Raw genomic sequence first — 22,944 nt, forward strand, 5'->3', positions numbered from 1 at the left:
CCGGAGACACCATGAGCTACGAAAACATCGAAGTGCGGACCGAAGCAGGCAAGGTCGGCATCATCACCCTCAACCGCCCCAAGGCCCTGAATGCGCTCAACGACGCGCTCATGACCGAGCTGGGCCAGGCCCTGAAGGCCTTCGATGCCGACGACGCCATCGGCTGCATCATCCTCACGGGCAGCGAGCGCGCCTTCGCCGCCGGCGCCGACATCGCGGCGATGGCCAAGTACAGCTTCATCGACACCTACAAGGGCGACTACATCACGCGCAACTGGGAAACCATCCGCTCGATCCGCAAGCCGGTGATCGGCGCGGTGGCCGGCTTCGCGCTGGGCGGCGGCTGCGAGCTGGCGATGATGTGCGACTTCATCATCGCGGCCGACAACGCCAAGTTCGGCCAGCCCGAGATCAAGATCGGCGTGATCCCCGGCGCCGGTGGCACGCAGCGCCTGCCGCGCGCGGTGGGCAAGAGCAAGGCCATGGACATGGTGCTCACGGCCCGCATGATGGACGCGGCCGAAGCCGAGCGCGCCGGCCTCGTGAGCCGCGTGGTGCCCTTCGAGAAGCTCGCCGACGAGGCGCTGGGCGCGGCGCTGGTGATCTGCGGCTTCTCGCAGATCTCGGTGATCGCGGCCAAGGAATCGGTCAACCGCGCCTTCGAGAGCGGCCTGAGCGACGGCGTGATGTTCGAGCGCCGCCTGTTCCACGCGCTGTTCGCCACGCAGGACCAGAAGGAAGGCATGGACGCCTTCCTGACCAAGCGCCAGCCCGACTTCAAGAACGCCTGACGGCGGCGGGACTGCCCGCTGCTCGTCAGCGCTGCAGCAGCGAACGCAGCGCGTCGAGCGCCTGGGCCGGCGGGGTGCCGACCAGCGCAACGCCTCCGGACGGTGAAGTCCAGCGCACCTGGCCGCCAGCGATCTCCAGCACGGCGACCAGCGTCTTACCCCGATAGAGCTCCAGCCGCGCCTCGACGGGCGCGGCCAGCGGCTCGTCGGGCGTATTGGCCGAGCGCGCCACGGTGCTCACCAGTGCCGGCAGGCCTTCGATGTCGTCGCGCTCGTGGCGCACGCTGGCGCCTGCGCGCGTGAAGCCGAAAGACGTCCAGCGATCAAGCGCCGCGAAGGATGCTGCCGTCGTGCTTCGCGGCCTTGCGAGCTTGGCTGCGGCTGTGCCCGGCGCAGTCGGGTGCAAGGCACCGGACGCCCCGGCGCTGGCGTTGTCCTGGGCGGCGAATGCCGGCGCGGAATCCTGTTGCGGCTCGCGATATGGCGGCGCGGCAGCCGGTGCGGGCGCAGCGGCAGGCGCGGGCAAAGGCGCGGGGACTGCAACGATGACCGGCGGCGGCGGCGCGGCTGCAACGGGAGGAGCCCCTGCCGCATAGGCGCGGCGTTGCTGTTGCTCGTCTCTCGCGGACGACTCGCGACGCTCGTCGCGCGTGATGGGTGCCGGCGCGGCCTGCTCGGCCACGATCGGAGGCGCCGCCGCCGGAGCGGCTGGAGCCACCGGCTCCGCGGGTGCGACCGGCGCGGCAGGAGCAGCCTGCGGAGCGGATGGCGCCGGCTTTGCTGCCTGCCGGACGGCGTCCGCATTCGCGGCCTTGGCAACCCGCTCGGACTCCTTCGCGGCCGAAGAAGAATCGCGCGAAGCCCTGGCACGTTGTTCGGCGGCAGGCCCCGCGGGCGCTCGCGCGACAGCAGGCGGTGTCGGCGCTGCGGCGGGAGCCTCCTGCGCACCGGCCGGCGAAGCAGCCTCCGCGGCAGATTGGGCGGGTGCCGACGCAGGTGCCGGCGCAGCGGCGGGCGCCGGAGCAGTCGTCGCCTCACCCACGCGCGCTTCGCCATCGAGCCGCGCATCGGGCACCGGCTCGCGATGCCAGAGCACCGTCACGAAAGCGGCCACCAGCACCGTGGCGAAAGCTGCATTCCACGGCATGCGCGCACGCGGCTCGCCCCCGCCGAACAGGCGACGCCACCAGGGCTGCGCACTCGCGTTGTTGGCGGCCTGGCCCGCGGCGGCCTGCACGGGCGCAAGGTTGTGCGCCATCTTCAGGATCGCCTCGCGGGTGCGCGGATGGGGCGTGGCTTCGCTGTCGGGCGCGTGGTCGAGCGCACGGCGCAGCGCCGGGTCGCGCAGGTCGTCGCGCTCGTCGCCGGATGCGGTGATGTCGTTGCCGCTCATGCCTGCTTCTCCAGCACCGACAGATAGCGCTCCATGCAGCCGCGCAGCTTCTGCAGGCCGTAGCGCAGCCGGCTGCGCACGGTCTCGAAGCCGATCTCAAGGCTCGCGGCCAGCGCCTCGACGGTCAGGCCGTCTTCATGGTGCAGCAGGAACGCGGCGCGCTGCTCGGCCGGAAGCTCGTCGAGGCAGGCCAACAGGCGGCGGCCCGCGGCGCGCCAGAAGGCGAGTTCTTCGGCGGACGGATGCGCCGCCGCATCGACGGCTCCGCGCACGCCGCGATCGAGCGTGGGCACGGCGTCGCCGTCGTCGTCCGGATGCGCGTCGAGCGCCACTTCGCGCCCGCTCACGCGCAGCCGGTCCATCGCCAGGTTGTGCGCGATGGTGAAGGCCCAGGTGCGCCACGTCGCGCCCTGCGGCGAGAAGCTCTCGCGCGCCGAGATGATGCGCACCCAGGTGTCCTGGAACACCTCGTCGGCCTGCGCCGCGAGCCGCGCGCCCAGCAGCCGCTTGACGAAGCGGAACAGCCCGCCTTCGTGGCGCGCGTAGAGCACGTCGAACGCGGCCGCGTCGCCCTGCGCGTAGGCCAGCATCAACTGATCGTCGGGCATGGTCTCTCGCTCGGGGGCGTTCTTGGCTGAAGGGGCGCGGGGAAGCGCGGACATCGGAGGATTTTCACCCGAGCTTGTACGGACGAAGAGGCGCACCGGGGTTCGGGGCGGCAAAAAAATTCACGACCGACTAACCCCGCCGGCGCAAGCGGGCCGTATCAGCCTGCACCCAACCACCCGGAGTGCTTCCATGACCCAGCCTTTCGCCACCCGCTTCCGCCGCCCGCTCGTCGTGCTGCTGTGTGCCCAACTGCTCATGGGCGCCAGCGGCGCCACAGAAATGCCCGCCATCGGAAGCTCCGTGCGCTGGCCGACGCCCGCGCCCGACAGCCGCACACTGCCGACGCAGACCTTGCCGAACTTCGAAGCGCCTTCCGCCACGCACTGCGCGCGGCCGGTGCGCACCTACGAGACGCCGGGCATGCCGCGCGTCTCCGGCGCGCGGGAGGAACGCAGGTACGCCGAGGCATCGAAGGAGTACAGGGCGAGTCCTTCCGTCGCGCCTTCGCCCACGACGCCAAAGCCGCTGGCTGCACCCGCGGCCAGGTCGGCCCCGGCCGGAGCAGCTCTCGCCGATGCCATCGCGGAAGCGCCGCCGGCCTCGGTCGCACCGGTCGCGCCCGCCCCCGCGGCTCGCGTTTCCGGCGAGCTTCAAGCGCCCGTACAGGCCCAGCGCCCGGCCAACGAACCCGTCACCGCCGGCATGGTCGACGACAACGCCGACTTCAGCGAATACCTGGCCTTCCACGGCCGCACGCAGGTTCCGCACCGCGAGCGCGACATCAGCGCGCGCTACCTGCTGCAGGTGCGCGACGCGCGCGGCACGGTCGTACCCGATGCCGAAGTGGCCGTGCAGGCCGCGAACGGCGCCGCCATGTGGGCCCGCACGGATGCGGGCGGCCGCGCGTGGCTGCACCCGAACGCCTTCGACAAGGCGCAAAGCCCGGTCTACGAAGTCACGGTGCGCAAGAACGGCCGCCAGAGCACAGCCTTCCTGCAGCGCGGCCAGAAGAACGCGGTCGACGTGGTGCTCGGCGGCAAGCCCGGCGCCGTACCGGCACGCGCCAGGCTCGACCTGGTCTTCCTGATCGACGCCACAGGTTCGATGGACGACGAGATCGCCAAGCTCAAGAGCACCCTGCGCACCATCGCCGACCAAGTCGCCGGGCTGCCAAGCCGCCCCGACACCTGCTTCGGCCTCGTGGCCTATCGCGACCGCGGCGACGAGTTCCTGGTGCGCCGCCACGACTTCACCAACGACCTGAACGCTTTCCAGGGCGTGCTCGACACGCTGCGCGCCGCGGGCGGCGGAGACTACCCCGAGGCGATGAACGAGGCGCTGAACGAAACCGTCCACAAGCTGAGCTGGCGCGGCAGCGACACCACCCGCCTCGTGGTGCTGCTGGCCGATGCGCCGCCGCACCTCGACTACGGCGGCCCGCAGTACGACGACGACATGGTCGCCGCGCTGGGCAAGGGCATCAAGGTGTTCAGCGTGGGCGCCTCCGGGCTCGACAAGCAGGGCGAATACATCCAGCGCCAGATCGCGCAGTACACGGGCGGGCGCTTCGTGTTCCTGACCTACAAGCAAGCGACGAACCCGGCGAGCGGCCCGGGAACGCAGACGGTGCACGACGTCGGCAACTACTCGGTGCAGACGCTGGACAAGCTGATCGTGCGGCTCGTTTCCGAAGAATTGGGCAGGTTGCCGTCGGGTGGTTGAGCAACGCGTTCGGAGTGGGCTATAATCTTGGGCTCGGTGTGCAACACCACCGAACGGCTCTTTAGCTCAGTCGGTTAGAGCGATGGAATCATAATCCACAGGTCCGCGGTTCGAGTCCGTGAAGAGCCACCAACAAAACCAAAAAAGCCTTGCAGGTCAACGACTTGCAAGGCTTTTTTCTTTGCCGCGCCGAGCCCGGCAAGGGCTGGCCGATAATTCCAGCCGATGCTCCCGCCCTCCCACGCCATCCTGAAAAGGCCTGCAGTCCGCGCCGGCCTGCGGCGTCCGGGTGCGGGCCTGATCCGCTGGGTGCTGCTGTGGTTCGCGCTGTCGCTCGGCGTGGCCGTCGCGTCGCCGCTCGTGCATCCGCAGACGGTGGAGCTGGTCTGTTCGAACGCCGGTTCGGTGAAGGCCATCGTTCACACCGACGACGGCGCGCAGGAACTGGGCGCGGGCCACATGGACTGCCCGCTGTGCGTGCTCAACGCGGCCCCGCCCGCGACGACGCCCGCCGTCGAACTGCCGGTGCTCGTGCCGATGGCGCGCGCGGTCCAGTCGATTCCATCCGCGCACGTCGCGGCAGCCCACGCCGCGCCCCTGCCGGCACGCGGGCCTCCCGCGTTCATCTGACGCTTCTTCCTCAGCTCCCGCGCGCGTGATGCATGCGGCCTCAAGGCGAGGCCCGCCCGCAGCGTGCGTTCCTGCAGCAACGAATCGGCACCCGCATGCAGCGGTGCCGGAAAGAGAGAAAGATTTCCTCAGATGAACCGCATTCCCCATCCAACGCGGCGCCGCCTGCTGCTGTCCGGCGGCAGCCTCGCGGCGCTCACGGCACTCGCGGCCTGCGACAAGGTGCTGCCCGCCAGCTTCAACGGCGTGGACATCACCGGCGCCAACTACGCGAAGGACTTCCGCCTGACCGACGCGGACGGCCGCGAACGCACGCTGGCCGATTTCAAGGGCAGGGCCGTGATGATGTTCTTCGGCTTCACCCAGTGCCCCGACGTGTGCCCCACCGCGCTCGTGCGCGCGGCCGAGATCAGGAAGATGCTCGGCGCGGACGGCGAGCGCCTGCAGGTGATCTTCGTCACCGTCGACCCCGAGCGCGATTCGCCCGTGGTGCTCAAGGCCTACACGCAGGCCTTCGACCCGAGCTTCATCGGCCTCTACGGCGACATGCAGCGAACCAGCGAGACAGCGAAGGACTTCAAGGTGTTCTACAGGAAGGTGCCCACCGGCTCCTCGTACACCATGGACCATTCGGCCTTCAGCTATGTGTTCGACCCCAAGGGCAGGATCCGCATCGTTCTGCGCCACGAACAGAGCGCGCAGGAATGCGCCGAAGACCTCCGCAAGATCCTGCAGTCCGCCTGAGCCTCATCATTCCAACCCAAGGAGATTCCGTTCATGAAAAACCGTATCGCACACATCCTCGCCATCACCAGCGCCGCCTTGCTCACCGCGCACGCAGCGAACGCACAGGTCACCGTCAAGGACGCATGGGTGCGCGCCACCGTGCCCCAGCAGAAGGCCACCGGCGCATTCATGCAGCTCAGCGCCGCGAAGGACACGAAGCTGGTCTCGGCGAGCTCGCCGATCACCCCGCTGGTCGAAGTGCACGAGATGGCCATGCAGGACAACGTGATGCGCATGCGCCAGGTCCCCACGCTGGAGCTGCCCGCCGGCAAGACCGTCGAGCTCAAGCCGGGCGGCTATCACGTGATGCTGCTCGACCTCAAGCAGCAGGTGAAGGAAGGCGACACCGTGCCGCTCACGCTCGTGTTCGAAGGCAAGGACGGCAAGCGCGAGTCGCTCGAGGTGAAGGCGCCGGTGCGGGCGCTGAATGCGTCGGCCCAGCCTGCGGGGCACGGCGGCCACAAGCACTGAGCGGCCACCGAGCGGCCGACCCGGCCAGCCCCTGCGCTGCGGAAACTGGCCGGAGGAAATACCCTGTTTCGGTGATGGCGCCGGCCCCCCGGACCCACAAGAATTGTTGACAAACATTCACAATTCATCCCCTCCCCGGCCGGCCCGTTCATGGAACGGATCGCACCGGGGCTCATGAGTTGTCCAGGAAGCCGGAAGGCGTTCTCGCCGTTCCGGCTCCGGCTGGGTAGCTCTGCGCGGCATCGATGGCCGAGGGAGGTGCACACAGGGGTTTTTCGGTGCCGCTCAGTTACCTCCTCCATCTGGAGCACGCTCGCCTGCCGATGCACGTGACCGACGCGCCGGACGTGCGACGTGTCTCCGTCCTGAAGGCAACCGGTCTCATCGAGGCCTCCATCGACCCGGCCTACGACACCGGGCACGGCAGCTACAGGCTGGCGCAGGCCGCGCTGGTGGTCTGCATCACCGAGGAGGGGCACGCCGAGATCGACCGGCTGCGCGGCCGCGACGGCATCGACGCGTCATCGAGGAAAGCATCGAAGGCGAAGAACCTCGAGCCGCTCGACTACCTGCGCGCCATAGAACGTTCGGCCTTCCCCCTTCGCGTGGAAGACCGGCAGGAGATCGGCTGCATCGAGGCACTCAAGCAGGCCGGCTTCGTCGATGCGGTCATCAGCCCCGCATTGGCATGGAAGGACGCCGGCGGCGAGCCGCAGGAGCTGGCGGTGATCAAGCGCATCACGCCGTTCGGTCGCGCGCAGCTCGCGCGCGGCGCAACCAAGTGATTTCGCGGCATCCGGAATTTCGATGAGCCGGGCCCAAGACCCGGCCGGTTGCGCGCCGCGCGCCTACATCCGCGCAACGTCGAGCGCTTCGCACTGCCCTTCGATGCCGGCGTGCAGCATGCCCAGCGAAGCGATCAGCAGGCGCTGGATCGACGATCGATGAGCATCGTCGAGCAAGGGCTGCGTTGCATCGCGGCGCCCTTCGTCCCATGCGAGCAGCTGCATCAGCGTGTGCGCGCCGTCGATCACGTCGCGCGCGTCGTTGAGGAACAAGGCTCGCCGTCGTTCCTCGTGATCGAGCCCGTGAACGGGATTCCAGGCGAACGGCTTGAACTCCGCGCCGGTCGTTTGCGCGGTACTTGATGAATCGGCCATGTTGGCCCTCCCTGTCGGTTCAGCTTTGCTGCAACCGTCGCATCCGCTGTCAAACGAAGGCGGCGGCTCGAACAGGTTGACAGACCGGGAACCGCTAGGCGAAACCGGCAGGGCGCGAGCCCTCCCATCCGAGCCGCCTGAAAAGGGAAGCCGGAATGGCAAAAGCCGCAAACCAAATGCGGTATGCGGCTTTCACCGCGGTTCTTTCAGGCTGTCAAACCCGGCCTCGCTGGTCGCGAAGCGGTCTGGAATGTAGCCGTCCGTTCTAACCCCGTCAATCGACGGCGACGGGCCTGTGTCCGGCCGCGCGTGTATACATTTGCGACCGCTTCCATGCCGCGCGAGCCACTGCCTATTCAACAGGCAACGTGGTGGGAAGCCACGCCAGTTCTAGCTCTGCCTCCCTACCTCCACCCACAACTCACAGAGTTGTCCACAGAAAATTCGAACAAGTCACTGAACTGTCAAAGAGATGTCGTCGCAACGTAACCTTTGAACTGTTCTCGCAGCTTTGTCTTCAGCAGTTTTCCGGTGGCTGTATGCGGCAGGCTGTCGACGAAGACCACGTCTTCCGGTAGCCACCATTTCACGACGCGCTCCGCGAGGAATGTGAGCAGTTCCTCGCGCGTGGCTTCCATGCCCGCACGCTTGACCACGATGAGCAGCGGACGCTCCTGCCACTTCGGATGCGCGATGCCGATCACCGCCGCTTCGGCCACCGCAGGGTGCAGGCTCGCCGCGTTCTCGAGGTCGATGGACGAGATCCACTCGCCGCCCGACTTGATGACGTCCTTCGCGCGATCGACCAGCTGCACGTAGCCGTCCTCGTCGATGTTGGCGACGTCGCCCGTCGGAAAGAAACCTTCCGCATCGAGCACCGGGCCGCCCTCGCTCTTGAAGTAACCACTCGCGATCCACGGACCGCGCACGTGCAGGTGGCCGAAGGCCTTGCCGTCGTGCGGCAGGCGCTGGCCGTCCTCGCCGACGATCTTCAGCTCCACGCCCCACACACCGCGGCCCTGGCGCATCTTCACGCGCGTCTGTTCTTCCTTCGGCATCGACAGGTGCTTGGGCAGCAGGTTGCCGATCACGCCGATGGGGCTGGTCTCGGTCATGCCCCAGCCCTGCACGAAGTCGGCGCCGAAGTCGCGCTCGAAGCGCTCGATCATGCTGCGCGGCGTGGCGGCGCCGCCCACGCCGATGCGCTTGAGGCCGATGGCGCGCGTGTCGATCTCGGGATGCGCATCGAAGTACTGGAACAGCATCAGCCAGATGGTGGGCACGGCCTGCGAGAAGCCGACCTTCTCGTCGCGCATCAGCTCGTAGAGGCTCTGGCCGTCCATGTGCGGACCGGGCATGACCAGCTTCATGCCGGTCATCGCCGCCGCATACGGCATGCCCCATGCGTTGGCGTGGAACATGGGCACCGCGAGCAGCAGCGTCATCTGCGAGTTGACGCCGAAGGTGTCGGGCGCGCACTCCATCAGCGAATGCAGCACGGTGGAGCGATGCGAATACAGCACGCCCTTCGGGTTGCCCGTGGTGCCCGACGTGTAGCAAAGCGACGAGGCGGTGCGCTCGTCGAACTCGGGCCACTCGTACTGCTCGCTCTGCGAGCCGACGAGCTCGTCGAAGCACAGCAGGTTGGGCACGTCGATGGCAGGCATGTGCGCGCGATCGGTCATCGCGATGAACGCGCGCACCGACTTCAATCCAGGTGCAAGCTTCTCCACCAGCGGCGCGAAGGTGGTGTCGAAGAACAGCACCTTGTCCTCGGCGTGGTTGACGATGTAGTCGATCTGCTCCGGAAAGAGCCGTGGGTTCACCGTGTGCAGCACCGCGCCCGAACCCGAAACGCCGAAGTACAGCGCGAGGTGCCGCCAGGTGTTCCACGCGAGCGTGCCCACGCGGTCGCCGGGCTCGATGCCCAGCGTCTTCAAGGCATTGGCCACCTGCTTCGCACGGCGCCTGACCTCGGCGTAGTTCGTTCGATGTACCGGCCCTTCGACCGTGCGGCCCACGATCTCCGCGTGCGGATGGAAGGTGGCCGCATAGTCGATGAGCGACGAGATCAGCAGCGGGCGGTCTTGCATCAATCCGAACATGTCTTGTCTCCTGTACGCTGGCCGGATGCTAGGCAGCGGCCATGCTCCGCGGCATCGTCGGAACGGACGATTGAGGCCATCCGAGGGTTGCCCCTAGCATCGACTCCCAAGAGGACTTTTGCATGAACGTTCAGGACGCCATCGCCACCCGCCGCTCGGTGCGCGAATTTCTCGACACGCCGGTGCCCGGCGACGTCATCCGTCGCGTGCTCGAGCAGGCGTTGCGCGCGCCCTCCGGCGGCAACCTGCAGCCCTGGCACCTGCATGTGGTGGGCGGGGAAAAGCTCGCCGAGCTCAAGGCGATCATGCGCACGCGCGTGCAGGAGGCGCCCACCGGCGAAGGCAGCGAGTACGACATCTACCCGCGCGAACTCGTGGCGCCGTACCGCGACCGCCGCTTCGCAGTGGGCGAGGCGATGTACGCGCGCCTGGGCATTCCGCGCGAGGACAAGGCCGCGCGCCGCGAATGGTTCGCTCGCAACTACCAGTTCTTCGGCGCGCCGCTCGCGCTTTTCTGCAGCGTCGACCGCCGCATGGGCCCGCCGCAGTGGTCCGACCTCGGCATGGTGCTGCAGAACGTGATGCTGCTGCTGCGCGCCGAAGGGCTCGACAGCTGCCCGCAGGAATGCTGGGCGATCTATCCGCAGACCATCGGCAGCTTCATCGCGCTGCCGCCCGAGCGCATGCTGTTCACGGGCATGTCCATCGGCTATGCCGACCGCAGCCGGCCGATCGATGCGCTGGTGACCGAGCGCGCGCCGTTGTCGGAAGTGGCGGAGTTCACCGGCATCTGAGCCCGCGGCGGAACGGATCGTGCTTGCCTTCGCGGCGACAGCAACACCAGGCCTCACCGCATGCTCATCGCGCAGATCTCCGACCCGCACATCCGCCCTGCCGGCCAGCTCTACCAGGGCGTGGCCGACTCGAACCGAATGTTCGAGGAAGCCATCGACCATCTGCACGCGCTCGACCGGCGGCCCGACCTGGTGCTGCTGACCGGCGACCTCGTCGACGAGGGCCGCCCCGATGAATACGCACAGGTCCGACGCCTGCTCGCGAAGCTGGAAATTCCGCACCTCGTGATTCCCGGCAACCACGACAGCCGCGAGAACTTTCGCGCGGCCTTCGCGGACCACGCCTACCTGCCGGCCGAAGGCGCGCTGCACTACTGCGTCGACGACCATCCCGTGCGCATCGTGGCGCTGGACTCGTGCATTCCCGGGCTTCATCACGGCGGCATCGATGCGCGGGGCCTCGAATGGCTGCGGCGCACGCTGGAGGCCGAGCGCACGAAGCCGACGCTGCTGATGCTGCATCACCCGCCCTTCACGAGCGGCATTCCCTACATGGACGCGTACCGCTACATGGACACGGCACCGCTCGAGACCATCGTGCGCGACGCACCCAACATCGAGCTGGTGCTGTGCGGCCACGTGCACCGCACGATGCTTCGGCGCTGGGCCGGCACTGTTGTTTGCGCCTGCCCGAGCAGCACGACCGAGATCGCGCTGCAGCTGGCCGAAGACGCGGCACCTGCGTCGTACATGGGCCGGCCGGGCTGCATGCTGCATTTGTGGAGCGAAGCGCATGGCATGGTGACCCATGTCAGCCACATCGGGGCGATGGAAGGGCCGTTTCCGTTTGCCTGAGCCGGCCATCGCCCGGACGCTCAGGATCTCTTCAGGCAAGGCGGACAGAATCCGCCCGGGTTCCGCAAGGAGAGACTCGATGCAGAAACGACAACAGCCCTACTGGTTTCCCGCCAAGCGCTACGGCTGGGGCTGGGGGCTTCCCAATCGCTGGCAAGGCTGGGTAGTGATCGTCATCTACGCCGCGCTGGTGCTGACGGCGGTGTATTCGCTTCACCCCGGGCACGAACCGCTGCGCTTCTTCCTCGGGCTCGCGATTCCCACCCTCGCGCTCGTCGCGGTCTGCTGGCTCAAGGGCGAGCCGCCTCGCTGGCGCTGGGGCGACGACAACAAGAAATAGGCCGCTGGCGGCCCTCGCGCGCAGAATGCCGCCATGCCCCACGACCGCACGCTCCTGTACGCCGGACACGAGTTCACGGTGGAACACCTGCGCTCGCACACGAAGGAAGAGCCCGGCTGGAGCGGCCCCTACACGCTGGAATCGCGCCGCATCATCTTCCCCGTCGGCCGCACGATGCTCGACCTGCGCTGGGGCGGCAGCACCTGGCAAGTCGACGGGCTCACAGCCATGCGCCTGGCCGACGCCATGGTCTACCAGCTGCGCCCCGCAACGCACGCCACCCGCCGCAGCCTGGTGGTCAGCCGGCACCGGCCGAGTCGCGCCGACGATGCGGCGCCCGCGTTCTGCCTGCTCTCGCCGAGGTCGCTGTACCGGGTTCATGCGGCGCAGCATCGGCTGCGTGCGGGCGACGGCGGCACGGTGGCCATCGCATCGCTGGTCGACGAACTCGGAACATCCCGGCGGCAGTCGCCGCTGACGGGCGCAGTCGCGCGCGCCAGACGGCTGCTCGCGGAAACCGCCGATCGCGACACTCGGCTCTCGCTGCACGAACTCGCCGACGCGGTCTCCCGCTCTCCCTTCCACCTGGCGCGCAGCTTCCGCCACGAGACCGGCCTGAGCCCTCACCAGTACCGCCAGCACCTGCGCCTCGCCTCGGCCATGGAACGGCTGGCCGATGGCGACGCCGACCTCGCCGGCATCGCGCACGATCTCGGCTTCTGCAGCCAGAGCCACCTGGGCGCGGTGTTCCGGCGCGAAGTGGGCGTGACGCTGGGCGAAGCCCGCCGCGTGCTGGCCGGCAGCAGCAAGAGCGGCAGCAGCAGCGCACGAATTTGATAGCCGCCGCGCGGTGCTGCCGCGAGACTCGCCGCGATGATCGATCGGAGTCTCTTCACCGGACTGCTCGCCGCATTGGCCGCAGCCGTCATCGGCAGCGCCTGGCAGCTCGTTTCGCGCCACGGCGTGACCACCACGCTCGGGCCGCTGGACCTCGCGTTGATGCGCTACTGCATTCCCGCACTGCTGCTCGCGCCGCTGTGGCTCGGCCGCAAGCGCATCGCGCCGAAGGCCTCGCGGCTGGTGCTCGCGCTGCTCGTCATCGGCGGCGGCCTGCCCTTCGGCCTGCTGGTGCTGGCCGGCGCGCAATGGGCGCCCGCGAGCCACATGGGCATCTTCATGGCGGGCAGCCTGCCGCTCTTCACCGCCATCGGCGCGTGGATTCACACGAGGCAGAAGGTCGAAGGCACCAGGCTCGCGGGGCTGGCCTGCATCGCCGTCGGCATGGCGCTGTTCGCCGGCGGGAGCTTCAGCGGCGGCTCGCTCGACTGGCGCGGCGACCTGCTCTTTCTCGCGGCGGCCATGCTCTGGGCCGCGCACTCGCTGGCGTTCGCGCATTGCGGGCTCACACCTTGGCAGGGCGCGGCCTTCGTGAACGGATGGTCGGCGCTGATGCTGCTGCCCGCATGGCTGATCGCAGGCGCGCCGAAGCTGCTCGATGCACCATGGCCCGATGCAGCGCTGCAGGCCGCGATGCAGGGCGTGATCGCCGGCTTTCTGGGGCTGGTGGTCTACATGGTGGCTGTCGCCAGGCTCGGCGCGCCGCGCGCCTCGCTTTCCGCGGCACTGGTGCCGGTGCTGACCACGCTGGGCGCGGCGGCGTGGATGAACGAGCCCGTTACAGGTGCCGTGTTGCTGGCGCTCGCACTGGTGGTGCCGGGGATCGTGCTCGCGAGCGGCGCGGTGCGATGGCGCGCAAGGGGCACGCAGCCATCGGCATGAACCGCCGCGGGCAGAATGCTGCGCACCGTCGCCAGGAATGTCCGCATCGTGCGGAGCCGGAACATCGGCTTCATCCGGCCAAGTGACCGATCGCCGCAACAGTCATACGAAACACGCTCATGCCGATGTTCACCAAAATCCTGTTGGCAGTGGCACTCTCGCTCGCATGCTCGACCCCGGCCTTCGCCACCGGCAGCATGCAGTGCGAGGGCAAGCCGTATTCGGCGGAGATCCAGTTCCGGCTCTCTTCGGGCGAGCCGACGCAGTTGATCGTGGCGCGCGCCGACGACGATGAAGCGCAGCCGGAAAGATTCGAGCTGCAGCACAGGGCCGTCGACTACAAGCGGCGTGTCATGAGCCTCAAGGGAACCAGCCTCGGCGGTTCGGGCCGCACCACGATGCTGAACGTCTCGAAGACGCGGGGCACGCTGACTTTCTCCGGAGCCCGCCACAGGCTGCGCTGCGACTGGGAAAGCGCCGGCTGACGAGGCGCCAGGGCGGCCCTCGCTCAGGCCGCCGCGATCACCCGGTCCCGCCCCATCTCCTTCGCCCGGTACAGCGCCGCATCGGCCAGCGCCAGCACGTCGTCGATGTCCGTGCGGCCGGAGCTGTCCTCGCCGGCCGCCACGCCGATGCTCGCCGCGATCGAGCCGACGGCGGCCATCGGCGAATCGGACGGGAAGGGCTCGCCGATGGCCTGCCTGAGGCGTGCCGCGACTTCCATCGCCTCGGCCTTGCCGGCGTCGGGCAGCAGCACCAGGAACTCTTCTCCGCCATAGCGACCCAGCAGGCCCTTGTCGCCGACCGCGCGCTGCATGCGGCCGACCGCCTCGCGCAGGACGGCGTCGCCCATCTGGTGGCCGAAGCGGTCGTTGATGCTCTTGAAGTGGTCCAGGTCCACCATCAGCAAGGCGCCGCGACGCTCGCCGGAGGCGAACGCGCCGTGGCAGGCGTCCAGCAGCGCGCGGCGGTTGAGCGCGCCGGTGAGCGGGTCGCGCGTGGCCAGGTACTCGAACTCGGTGTGCACGCGGTCGGTGGCCATCAGGATGACGGCGATGGACAGCAGCAGGACGGTGAACGAGTACATGCTGATGTAGATCGACTGGATCCAGCTGCCCTCCATGAGTCCGCTGCCCGCCATGCCCGCGACCACGGACACGAAGCGCAGCCCCGCCACAAGCGCCTGCGCCAGCAGCAGCCCGGTCATGAGCCGCTTGCCGAACACGCGGCCCTTGTGGCGCATGTACAGCTGCGCATGCCGGAAGAACAGCGCCGACACCGCCGCGGTGACGAACAGCAGGCGCACCTCGAAGTCGGGCTTCACGATGCCGAACCAGAACAGCAGCAGCGCCAGCATGCCGTTGAGCGCCGTCCAGCCTCGCGTGTCGCCGTGGCCGAACAGGAACTTCTGGCTGCCGGCGTAGTACAGGATGCAGGCCTGGAACAGCACGAAGTTGGCGACCACGATGGTCAGGAAATCGGGGAAGTACCCCCGCGCCGCGAAGAGCAGCGTGCTCACGAACGCCACCAGCGGCGCGCGCGACCACTCTCCCAGGCCCTGGATGCTGCGCGGATAGCTGCGTCGCATGAAGAACACCACGAGCGCCATCATGACGCCCATGACACCGGCGAGCAGGATGATGGAGCGGGGATCGAGGATGGCTGGCGAAGCTCCCATGAGGCCCGATTATGTTGGCATCCGCCGGGCTTCGCCCTCCCGGGAACGGGCTATGGACTGCGCGGCCCGGCCCCGGCGGCATTCCGGCGGAACACCGGCTCGCGCTTTTCCATGAAGGCCTTCACGCCCTCGGCGAACTCGGGCCGGTCCAGCAGCTCGCGCTGGCGCGCCGCCTCGTGGCTCATCTGCGCGACCAGCGGCTGGCTCGCGGCCGACTCGTACACCGCGCGGATCTCGCGCGCCGCGTGCGCGGGCAGGCTCGCCAGGCGCCGGGCCACCGACACGGCCTGCGCGCGAAGCTCGGCGTCGTCCACGCAGGCCCACACCAGGCCCCATTGCGCGGCCTGCTCGGCCGGAAGCCGCTCGCCGAGCAGCGACATGCCCACGGCCCGCGCACGCCCCACCAGCCGTTCGAGGAACCACGTGGTTCCGAGGTCGGGCACGATGCCCAGCCGCGGCATGAAGGGCAGGTAGAAGTACGCGGAGCGCGCCGCGATCACGACGTCGGCTGCCAGCGCCACGCCCACGCCGGCGCCCGCCGCCGGTCCGTTGACGGCGTTCACCACCGGAAAAGGCATGCCGCGCAGGTCCTCGATGAGCCGGTTCGACAGCGCCTCCATCGCACTCGCCGTGCGCTGGCCGAGGCTGCCGCCGCTTCCATCGCTTCCGCCGGCGGGGCCCATGCTCGAAAGATCGGCGCCCACGCAGAAGGACTTGCCCACGCCGGTGAGGACCAGCGCGCGCACCGTGCCTGCCTCGGCCTCCTCGCGCAGCTGCGCGAGCCTTGCACGCAGGGCCTGCTGGAGCACCTCCGTCAGCGGATTGAGCCGCTTCGGAATGTTGAAGCTGAGGATCTCGACGTCGCCGTCGCGCTCGCACAGCAGCGGATCTTCGTCGGTGCCGCTGCCCATGCTCAGAGCCGCTCGACGATGGTCACGTTGGCCATGCCGCCGCCCTCGCACATGGTCTGCAGGCCGTAGCGCTTGCCGCGCTGGCCGAGCGCGTGCACGAGCGTGGTCATCAGCTTGGTGCCCGACGCGCCCAGCGGATGGCCCAGCGCGATCGCGCCGCCGTTCACGTTGAGCCGCGCCGGGTCGGCGTCCAGCGTCTGCAGCCAGGCCAACGGCACCGGCGCGAAGGCCTCGTTGACTTCGTACAGGTCGATGTCGGAGATCTTCATGCCCGCCTTCTTCAGCGCGCGCTGCGTGGCAGGCAGAGGGGCCTCCAGCATGATCACCGGGTCGTGCCCCATCACGCTCATGTGGTGGATGCGCGCGAGCGGCTCCACGTCCAGCGTCTTCAGGCCGCGCTCGTTCACCACCATCAGGCCGCTCGCGCCGTCGCAGATCTGGCTGGCGGTGGCGGCAGTGCAGCGCCCGCCCTCTGCGATGAGCTTCACGGCGGCAATGCTCTCCAGCGTGGCGTCGAAGCGGATGCCTTCGTCCACGGTGTGCTGCTCGCCGGGCTCGGTGCCGTCGGCCATGCGCACGGTCACGGGCACGATCTCGCGCTCGAAATGGCCTGCCTGCGTGGCGGCGATGGCGCGCCTGTGGCTCTCGAGTGCATAGCGGTCGAGCTCGTCCTTCTCGATGCCGTAGTTCCTCGCGATCATCTCGGCGCCGGTGAACTGGCTGAACTGCACGTCGGGATAGCGCTTCGCCATGAGCGGGCTCACGTAGAAGCCCAGCCCGTTCTTCAGCGGCAGCGTGACGGGCATGCCCATGGGCACGCGCGTCATGCTTTCCACGCCGGCGGCGATCACGATGTCCATCGTGCCCGACATCACTGCCTGCGCAGCGAAGTGCAGCGCCTGCTGCGACGAGCCGCACTGCCGGTCGACCGAGGTGGCCGGCACCGATTCGGGCAGCTTCGACGCCAGCACCGCGTTGCGCGCGATGTTGGAAGACTGCTCGCCGGCCTGGTCGACGCAGCCCATGATGACATCCTCGACCAGCGCCGGGTCGGCCCCGGTGCGATCCACCAGGGCATTGAGCACCTGCGCGGCGAGGTCGGCCGGGTGCCAGCCGGCGAGGCGGCCGTTGCGGCGGCCGCCGGCGGTGCGTGCGGCGGCGACGATGAATGCTTCGGGCATGGAGTTCTCCTGTCTGTTCCGTGTCTGTGCGGGTGCGAAGGTTCGGGTCAGCGCGGCGCCATGCGGATAGCCCCGTCGAGCCGCACGCTCTCGCCGTTGAAGTAGCCGTTGGTGATCATCAGCTCGGCCAGCGTCGCGTACTCCGCCGGGTTGCCCAGCCGCTTCGGGAACGGCACCGACGCGGCCAGCGCGGCCTTCACGTTGTCGGGCGCGCCCTGCAGCAGCGGCGTGTCGAAGATGCCCGGCAGGATGGTGTTCACGCGGATGCCCTCGCTCATGAGGTCGCGCGCGATCGGCAGCGTCATGCCGACGATGCCGGCCTTCGAGGCGGTGTAGGCCGCCTGGCCCATCTGGCCGTCCTGCGCGGCCACCGAGGCGGTGTTGACGATGGCGCCGCGCTCGCCGTCCTGCAGCGTGTCGAGCGTGAGCATGCCCGCCGCCGACTTGGCGATGCAGCGGAAGGTGCCGACCAGGTTGATCTGGATGATGCGGTCGAAATTCGCGAGCGGAAAGTGCTTGATCTCGCCCGTGGCCTTGTCGCGGCTCGCGGTCTTCACGGCGTTGCCGGTGCCGGCGCAGTTCACGAGCACGCGCTCCTGGCCGTGCGCCGCGCGGGCCCTGGCGAAGGCGGCGTCCACCTGCTCCTCGGAGGTGACGTCGACCTTGCAGAAGATGCCGCCGAGCTCCCTGGCCAGGGCCTCGCCCTGCTCGGCGTTGAGGTCGAAGAGCGCTACTTTCACGCCGTGGCCCGCGAGGCGGCGCGCGGTGGCGGCGCCGAGGCCCGAGGCGCCGCCGGTGACGACGGCCGCAATGCTGGAATCGAGTTGCATCTGCTGGTGTCCTTGAGGTGTCCTGGAGGTGTCTGGGATGGTTTGTCCACATCCAGTTTAGGAAGCAGAATCGACCGCACACATCGTCGGAAACGACGGGATTTCAGCGCCGCATGCAGTCCCCCACACCCCGGATCCTCGAAACCAAGCTCAATCCCCCGGCCTTCGTCGCCACGCAGGTGCAGCGCACCGCGATCGGGGAAGAGGTCGCCTCGGCGGCCGTGAAGCTGGTGCTCGTGCGCGCGCCTGCCGGCTTCGGCAAGACCACCGCCATGGCGCAGATCCGCGAGCGCATGGAGGCCCGGGGCATCGCCACCGCGTGGCTCACGCTGGACCGCGCGGACAACGACGTCTCGCGCTTTCTCGACTGCCTGGCCGAGGCCGTGCAGCGCCTGGGCGTGGAAGACCCGCGCGGCAGCAACAGCAGCCCCTTCGACGCGGTGGCCGCGCTGGCCGCGCACGAGTCGCCCTTCACGCTCTTCCTCGACGACTTCGAGCGGGTGCAGGAGCCGGCCGTGCTGGGCCTGATGCGCGAGATCGTCGAACACCTGCCGCGCAGGGGGCAGATCGTGATCGGCTCGCGCAGCCTGCCCGACCTGGGCCTGGGCCGGCTGCGCGCGCGCGGGCAGCTGACCGAGATCGACACCGACCGGCTGCGCTTCAGCCTGGAGGAAACCAGCGCCTTCTTCGGCCTTCGTCAGGCGCTGCCGCCGGAGATGCTCTCGCTGCTGCACCGCAAGACCGAGGGCTGGGTAGCGGCGATCTGGCTCGCATCGATGGCGCTGGAACGCCACGGCACCGGCACCGCGACCGGTTTCGTCGAGCGCTTCTCGGGCTCAGACCGTGCCGTGGCCGACTACCTGGCCGAGGACGTGCTCGCGCACCAGCCGAAGGAGATCCGCGACTTTTTGCTGCGCACCAGCATCCTGCGGCAACTCGACGCCTCTGTTTGCCAGGCACTGTGCCCGCGCATGGATTGCGCAGCCATCCTCGAGCAGCTGGCCGCGTCGAACCTGTTCCTCACGCCGGTGAGCGGCGACGGCGATGCATGGCGCTATCACAGCCTCTTCGCCGACTTCCTGCGCGCGCAGCTCGCGCGCGAGATGCCCGGCGAGCCCGCGCGGCTGCATCTCGCGGCATCGGGCTGGTACGAGTCGCATGGCCGGCCGGTGCCCGCCATCGACCATGCCATCGAAGGCGGGGACCATCCGCATGCGCTGACGCTGCTCGACAGCCACGCCGCGCAGTTCCTCGAAGAGGGCCGCATGCGCATGCTGGCGCGCTGGTTCTCGGCCATTCCCGAGCACCAGCTGCGCGAGCACCCGTTCCTGCAGCCGATCTCGCTGTGGGCCACCTGCTTCACGCACGGCCCGTGGGACGCGATGCGGCAGCTCGAGAAGTCGGGCTGCCTCGACAGCCCCATCGCCGAGGTGCGCGCGAGCGCCCACACGCTGGTGCCGCTGCTGCTGGCCATGCAGGACCGTCACGACGAAGCCTACGAGGCCGGCCGCCAGAGCCTCGCGCGCCTGCCCACCGGCCTCGCCTTTGCCGACAGCGTGCTGCTCAACGCCATGGCCCACATCCTCGCGGTGCGCGGCGACCAGCACGAGGCGCGGCGCCTGCTCGACGCGGCGCGGCGCCAGCAGGGCAACAGCGCCTTCAACCGCATGTACACCGAGTCGCTGGCCGGCCTGTTCGACCTGCACGAGGGCCGGCTGCGGCAGGCCACAGCGCGGCTGCGTATGGCGGTCGATTCGACGCACGCGGTGTCGTACAACCACAGCCACGGCAACGCATGGGCCGGCGTGCTGTATGCGGGCGCCGTCTACGAGACCAACCAGCTCGCGCAGGCCGAGCGCCTGCTGAACGTGTACCTGCCGCTGGCGCGCGACGTGGGCCTGCCCGACCACATGATCCTGAGCCACGTGATGCGCTCGCGGCTGGCCTTCCACGCGGGCGACATCGACGCGGCCTTCCAGGCCCTGACCGAGCTCGAGTACCTGGGCCACGCGCGCCAGCTGCCGCGCGTGGTGGCGGGCGCCAAGCTGGAGCGCTCGCGCATGCTGCTGCTGCAGGGCAACGGCCCCGCGTCGCACGACGAGCTGCTGCGCGCCGACGACCCCGCGCTGTGGCAACGCGAACTGCGCCAGCGCCTGCCCGCGCACGACCTCGACTACCTCGCGCTGGCCAAGGCGCGCTGGGAGATCGCATTCGGCGACGCGCGCGCGGCGCTGGGCGTGCTCGACGCGGAGCTGCACGCCGCACTCGCCGTGGCCCGCAACCGGCGCGCGCTCAAGCTCAGGGTGCTGCGCGCGCTGGCGCTGCAGCGCGCTGGCGACCTGTCGGCCGCCGTCGAGCAGTTCGGCGAAGTGCTGCAGGCGGCCAGCCAGGAAGGCTTCATGCGGCTGATCCTCGATGAGGGGCCCGCCGTGGGCCCGCTGGTCCATCGCTGCGCCGCGGCGATGCAGGAAGGCGCCACCATCGACCCGATCCTCGCGGACCACCTGCAGCGCCTGCTGCAGGCCGTGGGCCCGATGACCGGCGCGGCCGAAGCCGAAGCGCCGGCCGGCGGCGACGCGATGAAGGAGCCGCTCACGCGCAAGGAGATCCGAGTGCTGCAGCTGCTGGCCGAGGGCTACTCGAACAACGCGATGGCCGAGAAGCTCTTCGTGTCGGACAGCACGGTGCGCACGCACCTGCGCAACATCAACATGAAGCTGGATGCGAAGAGCAGGACGCAGGCGGTGGCGATCGCGCGCAGGCTCGGTGTAATTCGATAGACCTACATCCAGTCTCTCCTCCGCACCGGCTACCCCTTGAACTACGGATTCCGGTGATACCCCGCCACTGCGGGCGTCCCTAGCATTCCCCCGAAGACTTCCAACTGCTGCGATAGCGCAAGCAGCGCGGCGACGCGGAGAGTCGCGCGACCGGCGCAGGGAGCCATCGAAAGCACCAGAGAGCGGACTCAAGCCGAAGCACCATGCCCAAAGGAATCCCCAATCCCGCAGCCATGTATGGCATCTACCCTCGCAGCTGGGGCTACGAGGTGTCGATCGTGCGAAACGGCACGCGCTACTTCAAGCAGTTCGGCCGCGCCAGCTACGGCGGCGACCAGCAGGCGCTGCGCCAGGCGCAGGACTGGCGCGACGGTGTGGTGCGCAGCGTGCCGCCGGTCCCCCGGCGCGACCGCGCCGAGAAGCTTCGGATCAACAACACGACGGGCGTGTCGGGCGTGTTCTGCCAGGTCGCCCCGGGCGGCAAGGTGCGGGCCTGGGTCGCCAAGACCTACATCGGGCAGGACGAGATCCTGCGCACCGACTTCCCCGTGAACACGATGGGCGAGGCGGCGCAGACGCTGGCCATCGAGGAGCGCGCGCGCCAGCTCGACCGCATGGACGGGCTGGCCAAGCTGCACCCGGCCGAGGAGGCGATCCGCACGAGCCCGCCGGCCTTTGCGCCGGAGCAGCTGTCGAACAAGCGCTCGAAATCGGAGATCAAGCGCAGCACCAATTCGAGCGGCGTCAGTGGCGTGCACTTCAAGGCGCCGAACCCGGGCCATCCGGGCTACTGGCTGGCCATCACGTACACCGCCGGCAAGGGCAGCGTGAGCAAGGCCTTCTCCATCAAGGAGCACGGGGCCGAGAAGGCGAAGCTGCTGGCGATCGAGGAGCGCGAACGCCAGCTCGAGCAGAAGCTGGTGCACATGCAGCAGGCCGCGGCCGGCGCGCTCTCGATTCCCTACCTGCAGGAGCCCCGCCAGGGTGCTCGCCCGCACGGCTTGGCCGCCGGGGCAAGGCCGCAGCAGTGAACACGCGATTCGCAGGGGCCGGCCCCGTTCGCACGGCGGCCGGCGGATGCTCGCGTGCCCGGGTCGATGATATTTTTTCAGGCGCGGCCGCACGCGCCGATTTGCCTTTGTGCTTCGGCCAAAATAGCCGCGAAATTCGCGCGCCAAAGAGCAGCGGGCAAGTCGGGGAGCCCATCGGAATCAGCAGCGCTGAGTACGAAAGTAGCAGCATCAAGTCGAGAATGCCCAAAGGTATCCCGAACCCGGCAGCCATGTACGGCATCTACTCCAGGTCCTGGGGGTTCGAAGTTTCCATCGTCCGCAACGGCGTTCGCCATCACAGGCTGTTCGGCAAGGCCAGCTACGGCGGCGCGGAGCAGGCGCTGCTCCACGCGCAGGACTGGCGCGACCACATCGTGCGCAGCATGCCGCCGCAGACGCGCAGCGAGCGCGCCGAGAAGCAGCGGACGAACAACAGCACCGGCGTGACGGGCGTGTTCCACCATCTCGCACCGAACGGCCGGGTGCGCGCCTGGATGGCCAAGACCTATATCGCGCCCGACGAGATCCTGCGCACGGACTTCTCCGTGGCCGACCTGGGCGACGACGCGCAGGCGCTGGCGATCCAGGAGCGCGCGCGGCAGCTCGAGCGCATGACGGGGCTGGCGCGCATCCATCCGGCCGAGGAGGCGATCCGCATGGGGCTGTCGGCCCATGCGGCGGGACCGCGCACGGCCAAGCGATCGAAGTCGGAGATCACCCGGCGCAACAACACCAGCGGCGTGAGCGGCGTGCACTTCAAGACGCCCAACCCCAGCCACCCCGGCTACTGGCTCGCCATCACCTACACCGCCGGCAAGGGCAGCGTGAGCAAGGCCTTCTCGGTGAAGACACACGGCGCCGAGGCGGCCAAGAGCCTGGCCATCGCCGAGCGCGCGAGCCAGCTCGCCGACAAGCTGCGCACGGAAGAAGAAGCCCTGGCAGCCGGCAGGGAGGCCTCGCCGACCCTGGGGCGCCAGTCGCGCGGGCGGGCCGCAACGGCCCCCGGCGCCAAGCGGAACAACGGATGAGTGAATTGCAAGGAAGCGGCTTCGCGGAAGCGGCGAAGCCCGGAAGCGG

The 22,944-nt window shown here is 69.0% G+C and carries 23 protein-coding genes and 1 tRNA gene; 16 read left to right on the forward strand and 8 right to left on the reverse strand.

What is annotated here, in order from left to right; translation table 11 throughout:
* Positions 1-11 precede the first annotated feature (11 nt).
* Positions 12-791, forward strand: coding sequence for an enoyl-CoA hydratase (locus ABL840_RS34175; protein WP_019656299.1), 780 nt, complete (start codon positions 12-14; stop codon positions 789-791).
* Between the two features lie 25 nt (positions 792-816).
* Here the strand turns inward: ABL840_RS34175 and ABL840_RS34180 are convergent, their stop codons facing one another.
* Together ABL840_RS34180 and ABL840_RS34185 are read right to left on the reverse strand one after the other, a co-directional pair.
* On the reverse strand, positions 817-2,184 hold the full coding sequence (locus tag ABL840_RS34180) for a hypothetical protein (protein ID WP_093304529.1): 1,368 nt from the start codon (positions 2,182-2,184) through the stop codon (positions 817-819).
* Positions 2,181-2,846 carry a sigma-70 family RNA polymerase sigma factor gene (locus ABL840_RS34185; RefSeq protein ID WP_093304751.1) on the reverse strand — a complete coding sequence of 222 codons (666 nt, stop codon included), beginning with the start codon at positions 2,844-2,846 and terminating at the stop codon, positions 2,181-2,183. The genes ABL840_RS34180 and ABL840_RS34185 overlap by 4 nt, the downstream gene beginning before the upstream one ends.
* Positions 2,847-2,982: 136 nt before the next feature.
* Here ABL840_RS34185 and ABL840_RS34190 point away from each other — a divergent pair, with 136 nt between their 5' ends.
* The 6 genes from ABL840_RS34190 to ABL840_RS34215 all read left to right on the forward strand — a co-directional run bounded on the left by ABL840_RS34190 (position 2,983) and on the right by ABL840_RS34215 (position 7,187).
* A complete protein-coding gene (locus tag ABL840_RS34190) occupies positions 2,983-4,515 on the forward strand; it encodes a vWA domain-containing protein (protein WP_103893622.1) in 1,533 nt (510 codons plus the stop codon).
* A gap of 55 nt (positions 4,516-4,570) precedes the next feature.
* Positions 4,571-4,647: transfer RNA gene (locus ABL840_RS34195), tRNA-Met, on the forward strand.
* Between the two features lie 93 nt (positions 4,648-4,740).
* On the forward strand, positions 4,741-5,145 hold the full coding sequence (locus ABL840_RS34200) for a DUF2946 family protein (protein ID WP_418116101.1): 405 nt from the start codon (positions 4,741-4,743) through the stop codon (positions 5,143-5,145).
* 132 nt (positions 5,146-5,277) lie between these two features.
* The gene (locus ABL840_RS34205; RefSeq protein WP_093304533.1) at positions 5,278-5,889 is read left to right on the forward strand and encodes an SCO family protein; all 612 of its coding nucleotides are present in this window, start codon (positions 5,278-5,280) and stop codon (positions 5,887-5,889) included.
* A 33-nt stretch (positions 5,890-5,922) separates the two neighbouring features.
* The gene (locus ABL840_RS34210) at positions 5,923-6,402 is read left to right on the forward strand and encodes a copper chaperone PCu(A)C (RefSeq protein ID WP_176947542.1); all 480 of its coding nucleotides are present in this window, start codon (positions 5,923-5,925) and stop codon (positions 6,400-6,402) included.
* A 278-nt stretch (positions 6,403-6,680) separates the two neighbouring features.
* A complete protein-coding gene (locus ABL840_RS34215; RefSeq protein ID WP_256229609.1) occupies positions 6,681-7,187 on the forward strand; it encodes a hypothetical protein in 507 nt (168 codons plus the stop codon).
* Positions 7,188-7,250: 63 nt separating this feature from the next.
* On the opposite strand, the gene ABL840_RS34220 is transcribed toward ABL840_RS34215, so the two are convergent.
* Both ABL840_RS34220 and ABL840_RS34225 read right to left on the reverse strand, forming a co-directional pair.
* The gene (locus ABL840_RS34220; protein ID WP_093304535.1) at positions 7,251-7,562 is read right to left on the reverse strand and encodes a hypothetical protein; all 312 of its coding nucleotides are present in this window, start codon (positions 7,560-7,562) and stop codon (positions 7,251-7,253) included.
* A gap of 464 nt (positions 7,563-8,026) precedes the next feature.
* Positions 8,027-9,667 (reverse strand): 3-(methylthio)propionyl-CoA ligase, encoded by a 1,641-nt coding sequence (locus ABL840_RS34225; RefSeq protein WP_093304537.1) that lies wholly within the window; start codon positions 9,665-9,667, stop codon positions 8,027-8,029.
* Positions 9,668-9,789: 122 nt separating this feature from the next.
* Here ABL840_RS34225 and ABL840_RS34230 point away from each other — a divergent pair, with 122 nt between their 5' ends.
* The 6 genes from ABL840_RS34230 (at position 9,790) to ABL840_RS34255 (ending at position 13,920) form a co-directional block, all read left to right on the forward strand.
* Positions 9,790-10,461, forward strand: a complete 672-nt coding sequence (locus ABL840_RS34230; protein WP_093304539.1) for a nitroreductase — start codon at positions 9,790-9,792, stop codon at positions 10,459-10,461.
* A 60-nt stretch (positions 10,462-10,521) separates the two neighbouring features.
* Positions 10,522-11,316 carry a phosphodiesterase gene (locus ABL840_RS34235; protein ID WP_093304541.1) on the forward strand — a complete coding sequence of 265 codons (795 nt, stop codon included), beginning with the start codon at positions 10,522-10,524 and terminating at the stop codon, positions 11,314-11,316.
* Between the two features lie 79 nt (positions 11,317-11,395).
* Positions 11,396-11,656, forward strand: a complete 261-nt coding sequence (locus ABL840_RS34240) for a hypothetical protein (RefSeq protein WP_093304543.1) — start codon at positions 11,396-11,398, stop codon at positions 11,654-11,656.
* A 33-nt stretch (positions 11,657-11,689) separates the two neighbouring features.
* Positions 11,690-12,493 (forward strand): helix-turn-helix domain-containing protein, encoded by an 804-nt coding sequence (locus ABL840_RS34245; RefSeq protein WP_093304545.1) that lies wholly within the window; start codon positions 11,690-11,692, stop codon positions 12,491-12,493.
* A gap of 36 nt (positions 12,494-12,529) precedes the next feature.
* A complete protein-coding gene (locus ABL840_RS34250; RefSeq protein ID WP_093304547.1) occupies positions 12,530-13,435 on the forward strand; it encodes a DMT family transporter in 906 nt (301 codons plus the stop codon).
* A 125-nt stretch (positions 13,436-13,560) separates the two neighbouring features.
* Positions 13,561-13,920, forward strand: coding sequence for a hypothetical protein (locus ABL840_RS34255; RefSeq protein WP_143042962.1), 360 nt, complete (start codon positions 13,561-13,563; stop codon positions 13,918-13,920).
* A 23-nt stretch (positions 13,921-13,943) separates the two neighbouring features.
* Here ABL840_RS34255 and ABL840_RS34260 read toward each other — a convergent pair whose 3' ends face one another.
* Genes ABL840_RS34260 through ABL840_RS34275 form a run of 4 tightly spaced genes read right to left on the reverse strand, consistent with a single transcriptional unit; the run spans position 13,944 to position 18,035 of the window.
* Positions 13,944-15,113: a GGDEF domain-containing protein gene (locus ABL840_RS34260; protein ID WP_093205720.1), complete on the reverse strand. Its 1,170-nt coding sequence runs from the start codon at positions 15,111-15,113 to the stop codon at positions 13,944-13,946.
* 50 nt (positions 15,114-15,163) lie between these two features.
* Complete coding sequence (locus ABL840_RS34265) at positions 15,164-16,024, reverse strand: enoyl-CoA hydratase-related protein (RefSeq protein ID WP_093304551.1); 861 nt, start codon at positions 16,022-16,024, stop codon at positions 15,164-15,166.
* Between the two features lie 2 nt (positions 16,025-16,026).
* Positions 16,027-17,205, reverse strand: coding sequence for an acetyl-CoA C-acetyltransferase (locus ABL840_RS34270; RefSeq protein ID WP_093304553.1), 1,179 nt, complete (start codon positions 17,203-17,205; stop codon positions 16,027-16,029).
* Positions 17,206-17,252: 47 nt separating this feature from the next.
* Complete coding sequence (locus ABL840_RS34275; RefSeq protein ID WP_093304555.1) at positions 17,253-18,035, reverse strand: SDR family NAD(P)-dependent oxidoreductase; 783 nt, start codon at positions 18,033-18,035, stop codon at positions 17,253-17,255.
* A 113-nt stretch (positions 18,036-18,148) separates the two neighbouring features.
* Here ABL840_RS34275 and ABL840_RS34280 point away from each other — a divergent pair, with 113 nt between their 5' ends.
* The 3 genes from ABL840_RS34280 to ABL840_RS34290 all read left to right on the forward strand — a co-directional run bounded on the left by ABL840_RS34280 (position 18,149) and on the right by ABL840_RS34290 (position 22,895).
* Complete coding sequence (locus ABL840_RS34280; RefSeq protein ID WP_093304557.1) at positions 18,149-20,815, forward strand: LuxR C-terminal-related transcriptional regulator; 2,667 nt, start codon at positions 18,149-18,151, stop codon at positions 20,813-20,815.
* A gap of 203 nt (positions 20,816-21,018) precedes the next feature.
* Entirely contained in the window at positions 21,019-21,846 is an 828-nt protein-coding gene (locus tag ABL840_RS34285; RefSeq protein ID WP_240652274.1) for an AP2 domain-containing protein, read from the forward strand.
* Positions 21,847-22,067: 221 nt separating this feature from the next.
* Positions 22,068-22,895: an AP2 domain-containing protein gene (locus ABL840_RS34290; RefSeq protein WP_093304559.1), complete on the forward strand. Its 828-nt coding sequence runs from the start codon at positions 22,068-22,070 to the stop codon at positions 22,893-22,895.
* The last annotated feature ends 49 nt before the right edge of the window (positions 22,896-22,944 follow it).

Source organism: Variovorax sp. NFACC27, from assembly GCF_048301545.1.
In the GTDB taxonomy this organism is placed as follows: domain Bacteria; phylum Pseudomonadota; class Gammaproteobacteria; order Burkholderiales; family Burkholderiaceae_C; genus Variovorax; species Variovorax gossypii.

Coding starts and splice junctions, on each gene's coding strand:
- ABL840_RS34220 (WP_093304535.1), bottom strand. CDS start 7,562: ATGGCCGATTCATCAAGTACCGCGCAAACGACCGGCGCGGAGTTCAAG.
- ABL840_RS34175 (WP_019656299.1), top strand. CDS start 12: ATGAGCTACGAAAACATCGAAGTGCGGACCGAAGCAGGCAAGGTCGGC.
- ABL840_RS34270 (WP_093304553.1), bottom strand. CDS start 17,205: ATGCCCGAAGCATTCATCGTCGCCGCCGCACGCACCGCCGGCGGCCGC.
- ABL840_RS34210 (WP_176947542.1), top strand. CDS start 5,923: ATGAAAAACCGTATCGCACACATCCTCGCCATCACCAGCGCCGCCTTG.
- ABL840_RS34280 (WP_093304557.1), top strand. CDS start 18,149: ATGCAGTCCCCCACACCCCGGATCCTCGAAACCAAGCTCAATCCCCCG.
- ABL840_RS34285 (WP_240652274.1), top strand. CDS start 21,019: ATGCCCAAAGGAATCCCCAATCCCGCAGCCATGTATGGCATCTACCCT.
- ABL840_RS34250 (WP_093304547.1), top strand. CDS start 12,530: ATGATCGATCGGAGTCTCTTCACCGGACTGCTCGCCGCATTGGCCGCA.
- ABL840_RS34235 (WP_093304541.1), top strand. CDS start 10,522: ATGCTCATCGCGCAGATCTCCGACCCGCACATCCGCCCTGCCGGCCAG.
- ABL840_RS34180 (WP_093304529.1), bottom strand. CDS start 2,184: ATGAGCGGCAACGACATCACCGCATCCGGCGACGAGCGCGACGACCTG.
- ABL840_RS34245 (WP_093304545.1), top strand. CDS start 11,690: ATGCCCCACGACCGCACGCTCCTGTACGCCGGACACGAGTTCACGGTG.
- ABL840_RS34190 (WP_103893622.1), top strand. CDS start 2,983: ATGACCCAGCCTTTCGCCACCCGCTTCCGCCGCCCGCTCGTCGTGCTG.
- ABL840_RS34205 (WP_093304533.1), top strand. CDS start 5,278: ATGAACCGCATTCCCCATCCAACGCGGCGCCGCCTGCTGCTGTCCGGC.
- ABL840_RS34230 (WP_093304539.1), top strand. CDS start 9,790: ATGAACGTTCAGGACGCCATCGCCACCCGCCGCTCGGTGCGCGAATTT.
- ABL840_RS34290 (WP_093304559.1), top strand. CDS start 22,068: ATGCCCAAAGGTATCCCGAACCCGGCAGCCATGTACGGCATCTACTCC.
- ABL840_RS34225 (WP_093304537.1), bottom strand. CDS start 9,667: ATGTTCGGATTGATGCAAGACCGCCCGCTGCTGATCTCGTCGCTCATC.
- ABL840_RS34275 (WP_093304555.1), bottom strand. CDS start 18,035: ATGCAACTCGATTCCAGCATTGCGGCCGTCGTCACCGGCGGCGCCTCG.
- ABL840_RS34200 (WP_418116101.1), top strand. CDS start 4,741: ATGCTCCCGCCCTCCCACGCCATCCTGAAAAGGCCTGCAGTCCGCGCC.
- ABL840_RS34260 (WP_093205720.1), bottom strand. CDS start 15,113: ATGGGAGCTTCGCCAGCCATCCTCGATCCCCGCTCCATCATCCTGCTC.
- ABL840_RS34255 (WP_143042962.1), top strand. CDS start 13,561: ATGTTCACCAAAATCCTGTTGGCAGTGGCACTCTCGCTCGCATGCTCG.
- ABL840_RS34265 (WP_093304551.1), bottom strand. CDS start 16,024: ATGGGCAGCGGCACCGACGAAGATCCGCTGCTGTGCGAGCGCGACGGC.
- ABL840_RS34240 (WP_093304543.1), top strand. CDS start 11,396: ATGCAGAAACGACAACAGCCCTACTGGTTTCCCGCCAAGCGCTACGGC.
- ABL840_RS34185 (WP_093304751.1), bottom strand. CDS start 2,846: ATGTCCGCGCTTCCCCGCGCCCCTTCAGCCAAGAACGCCCCCGAGCGA.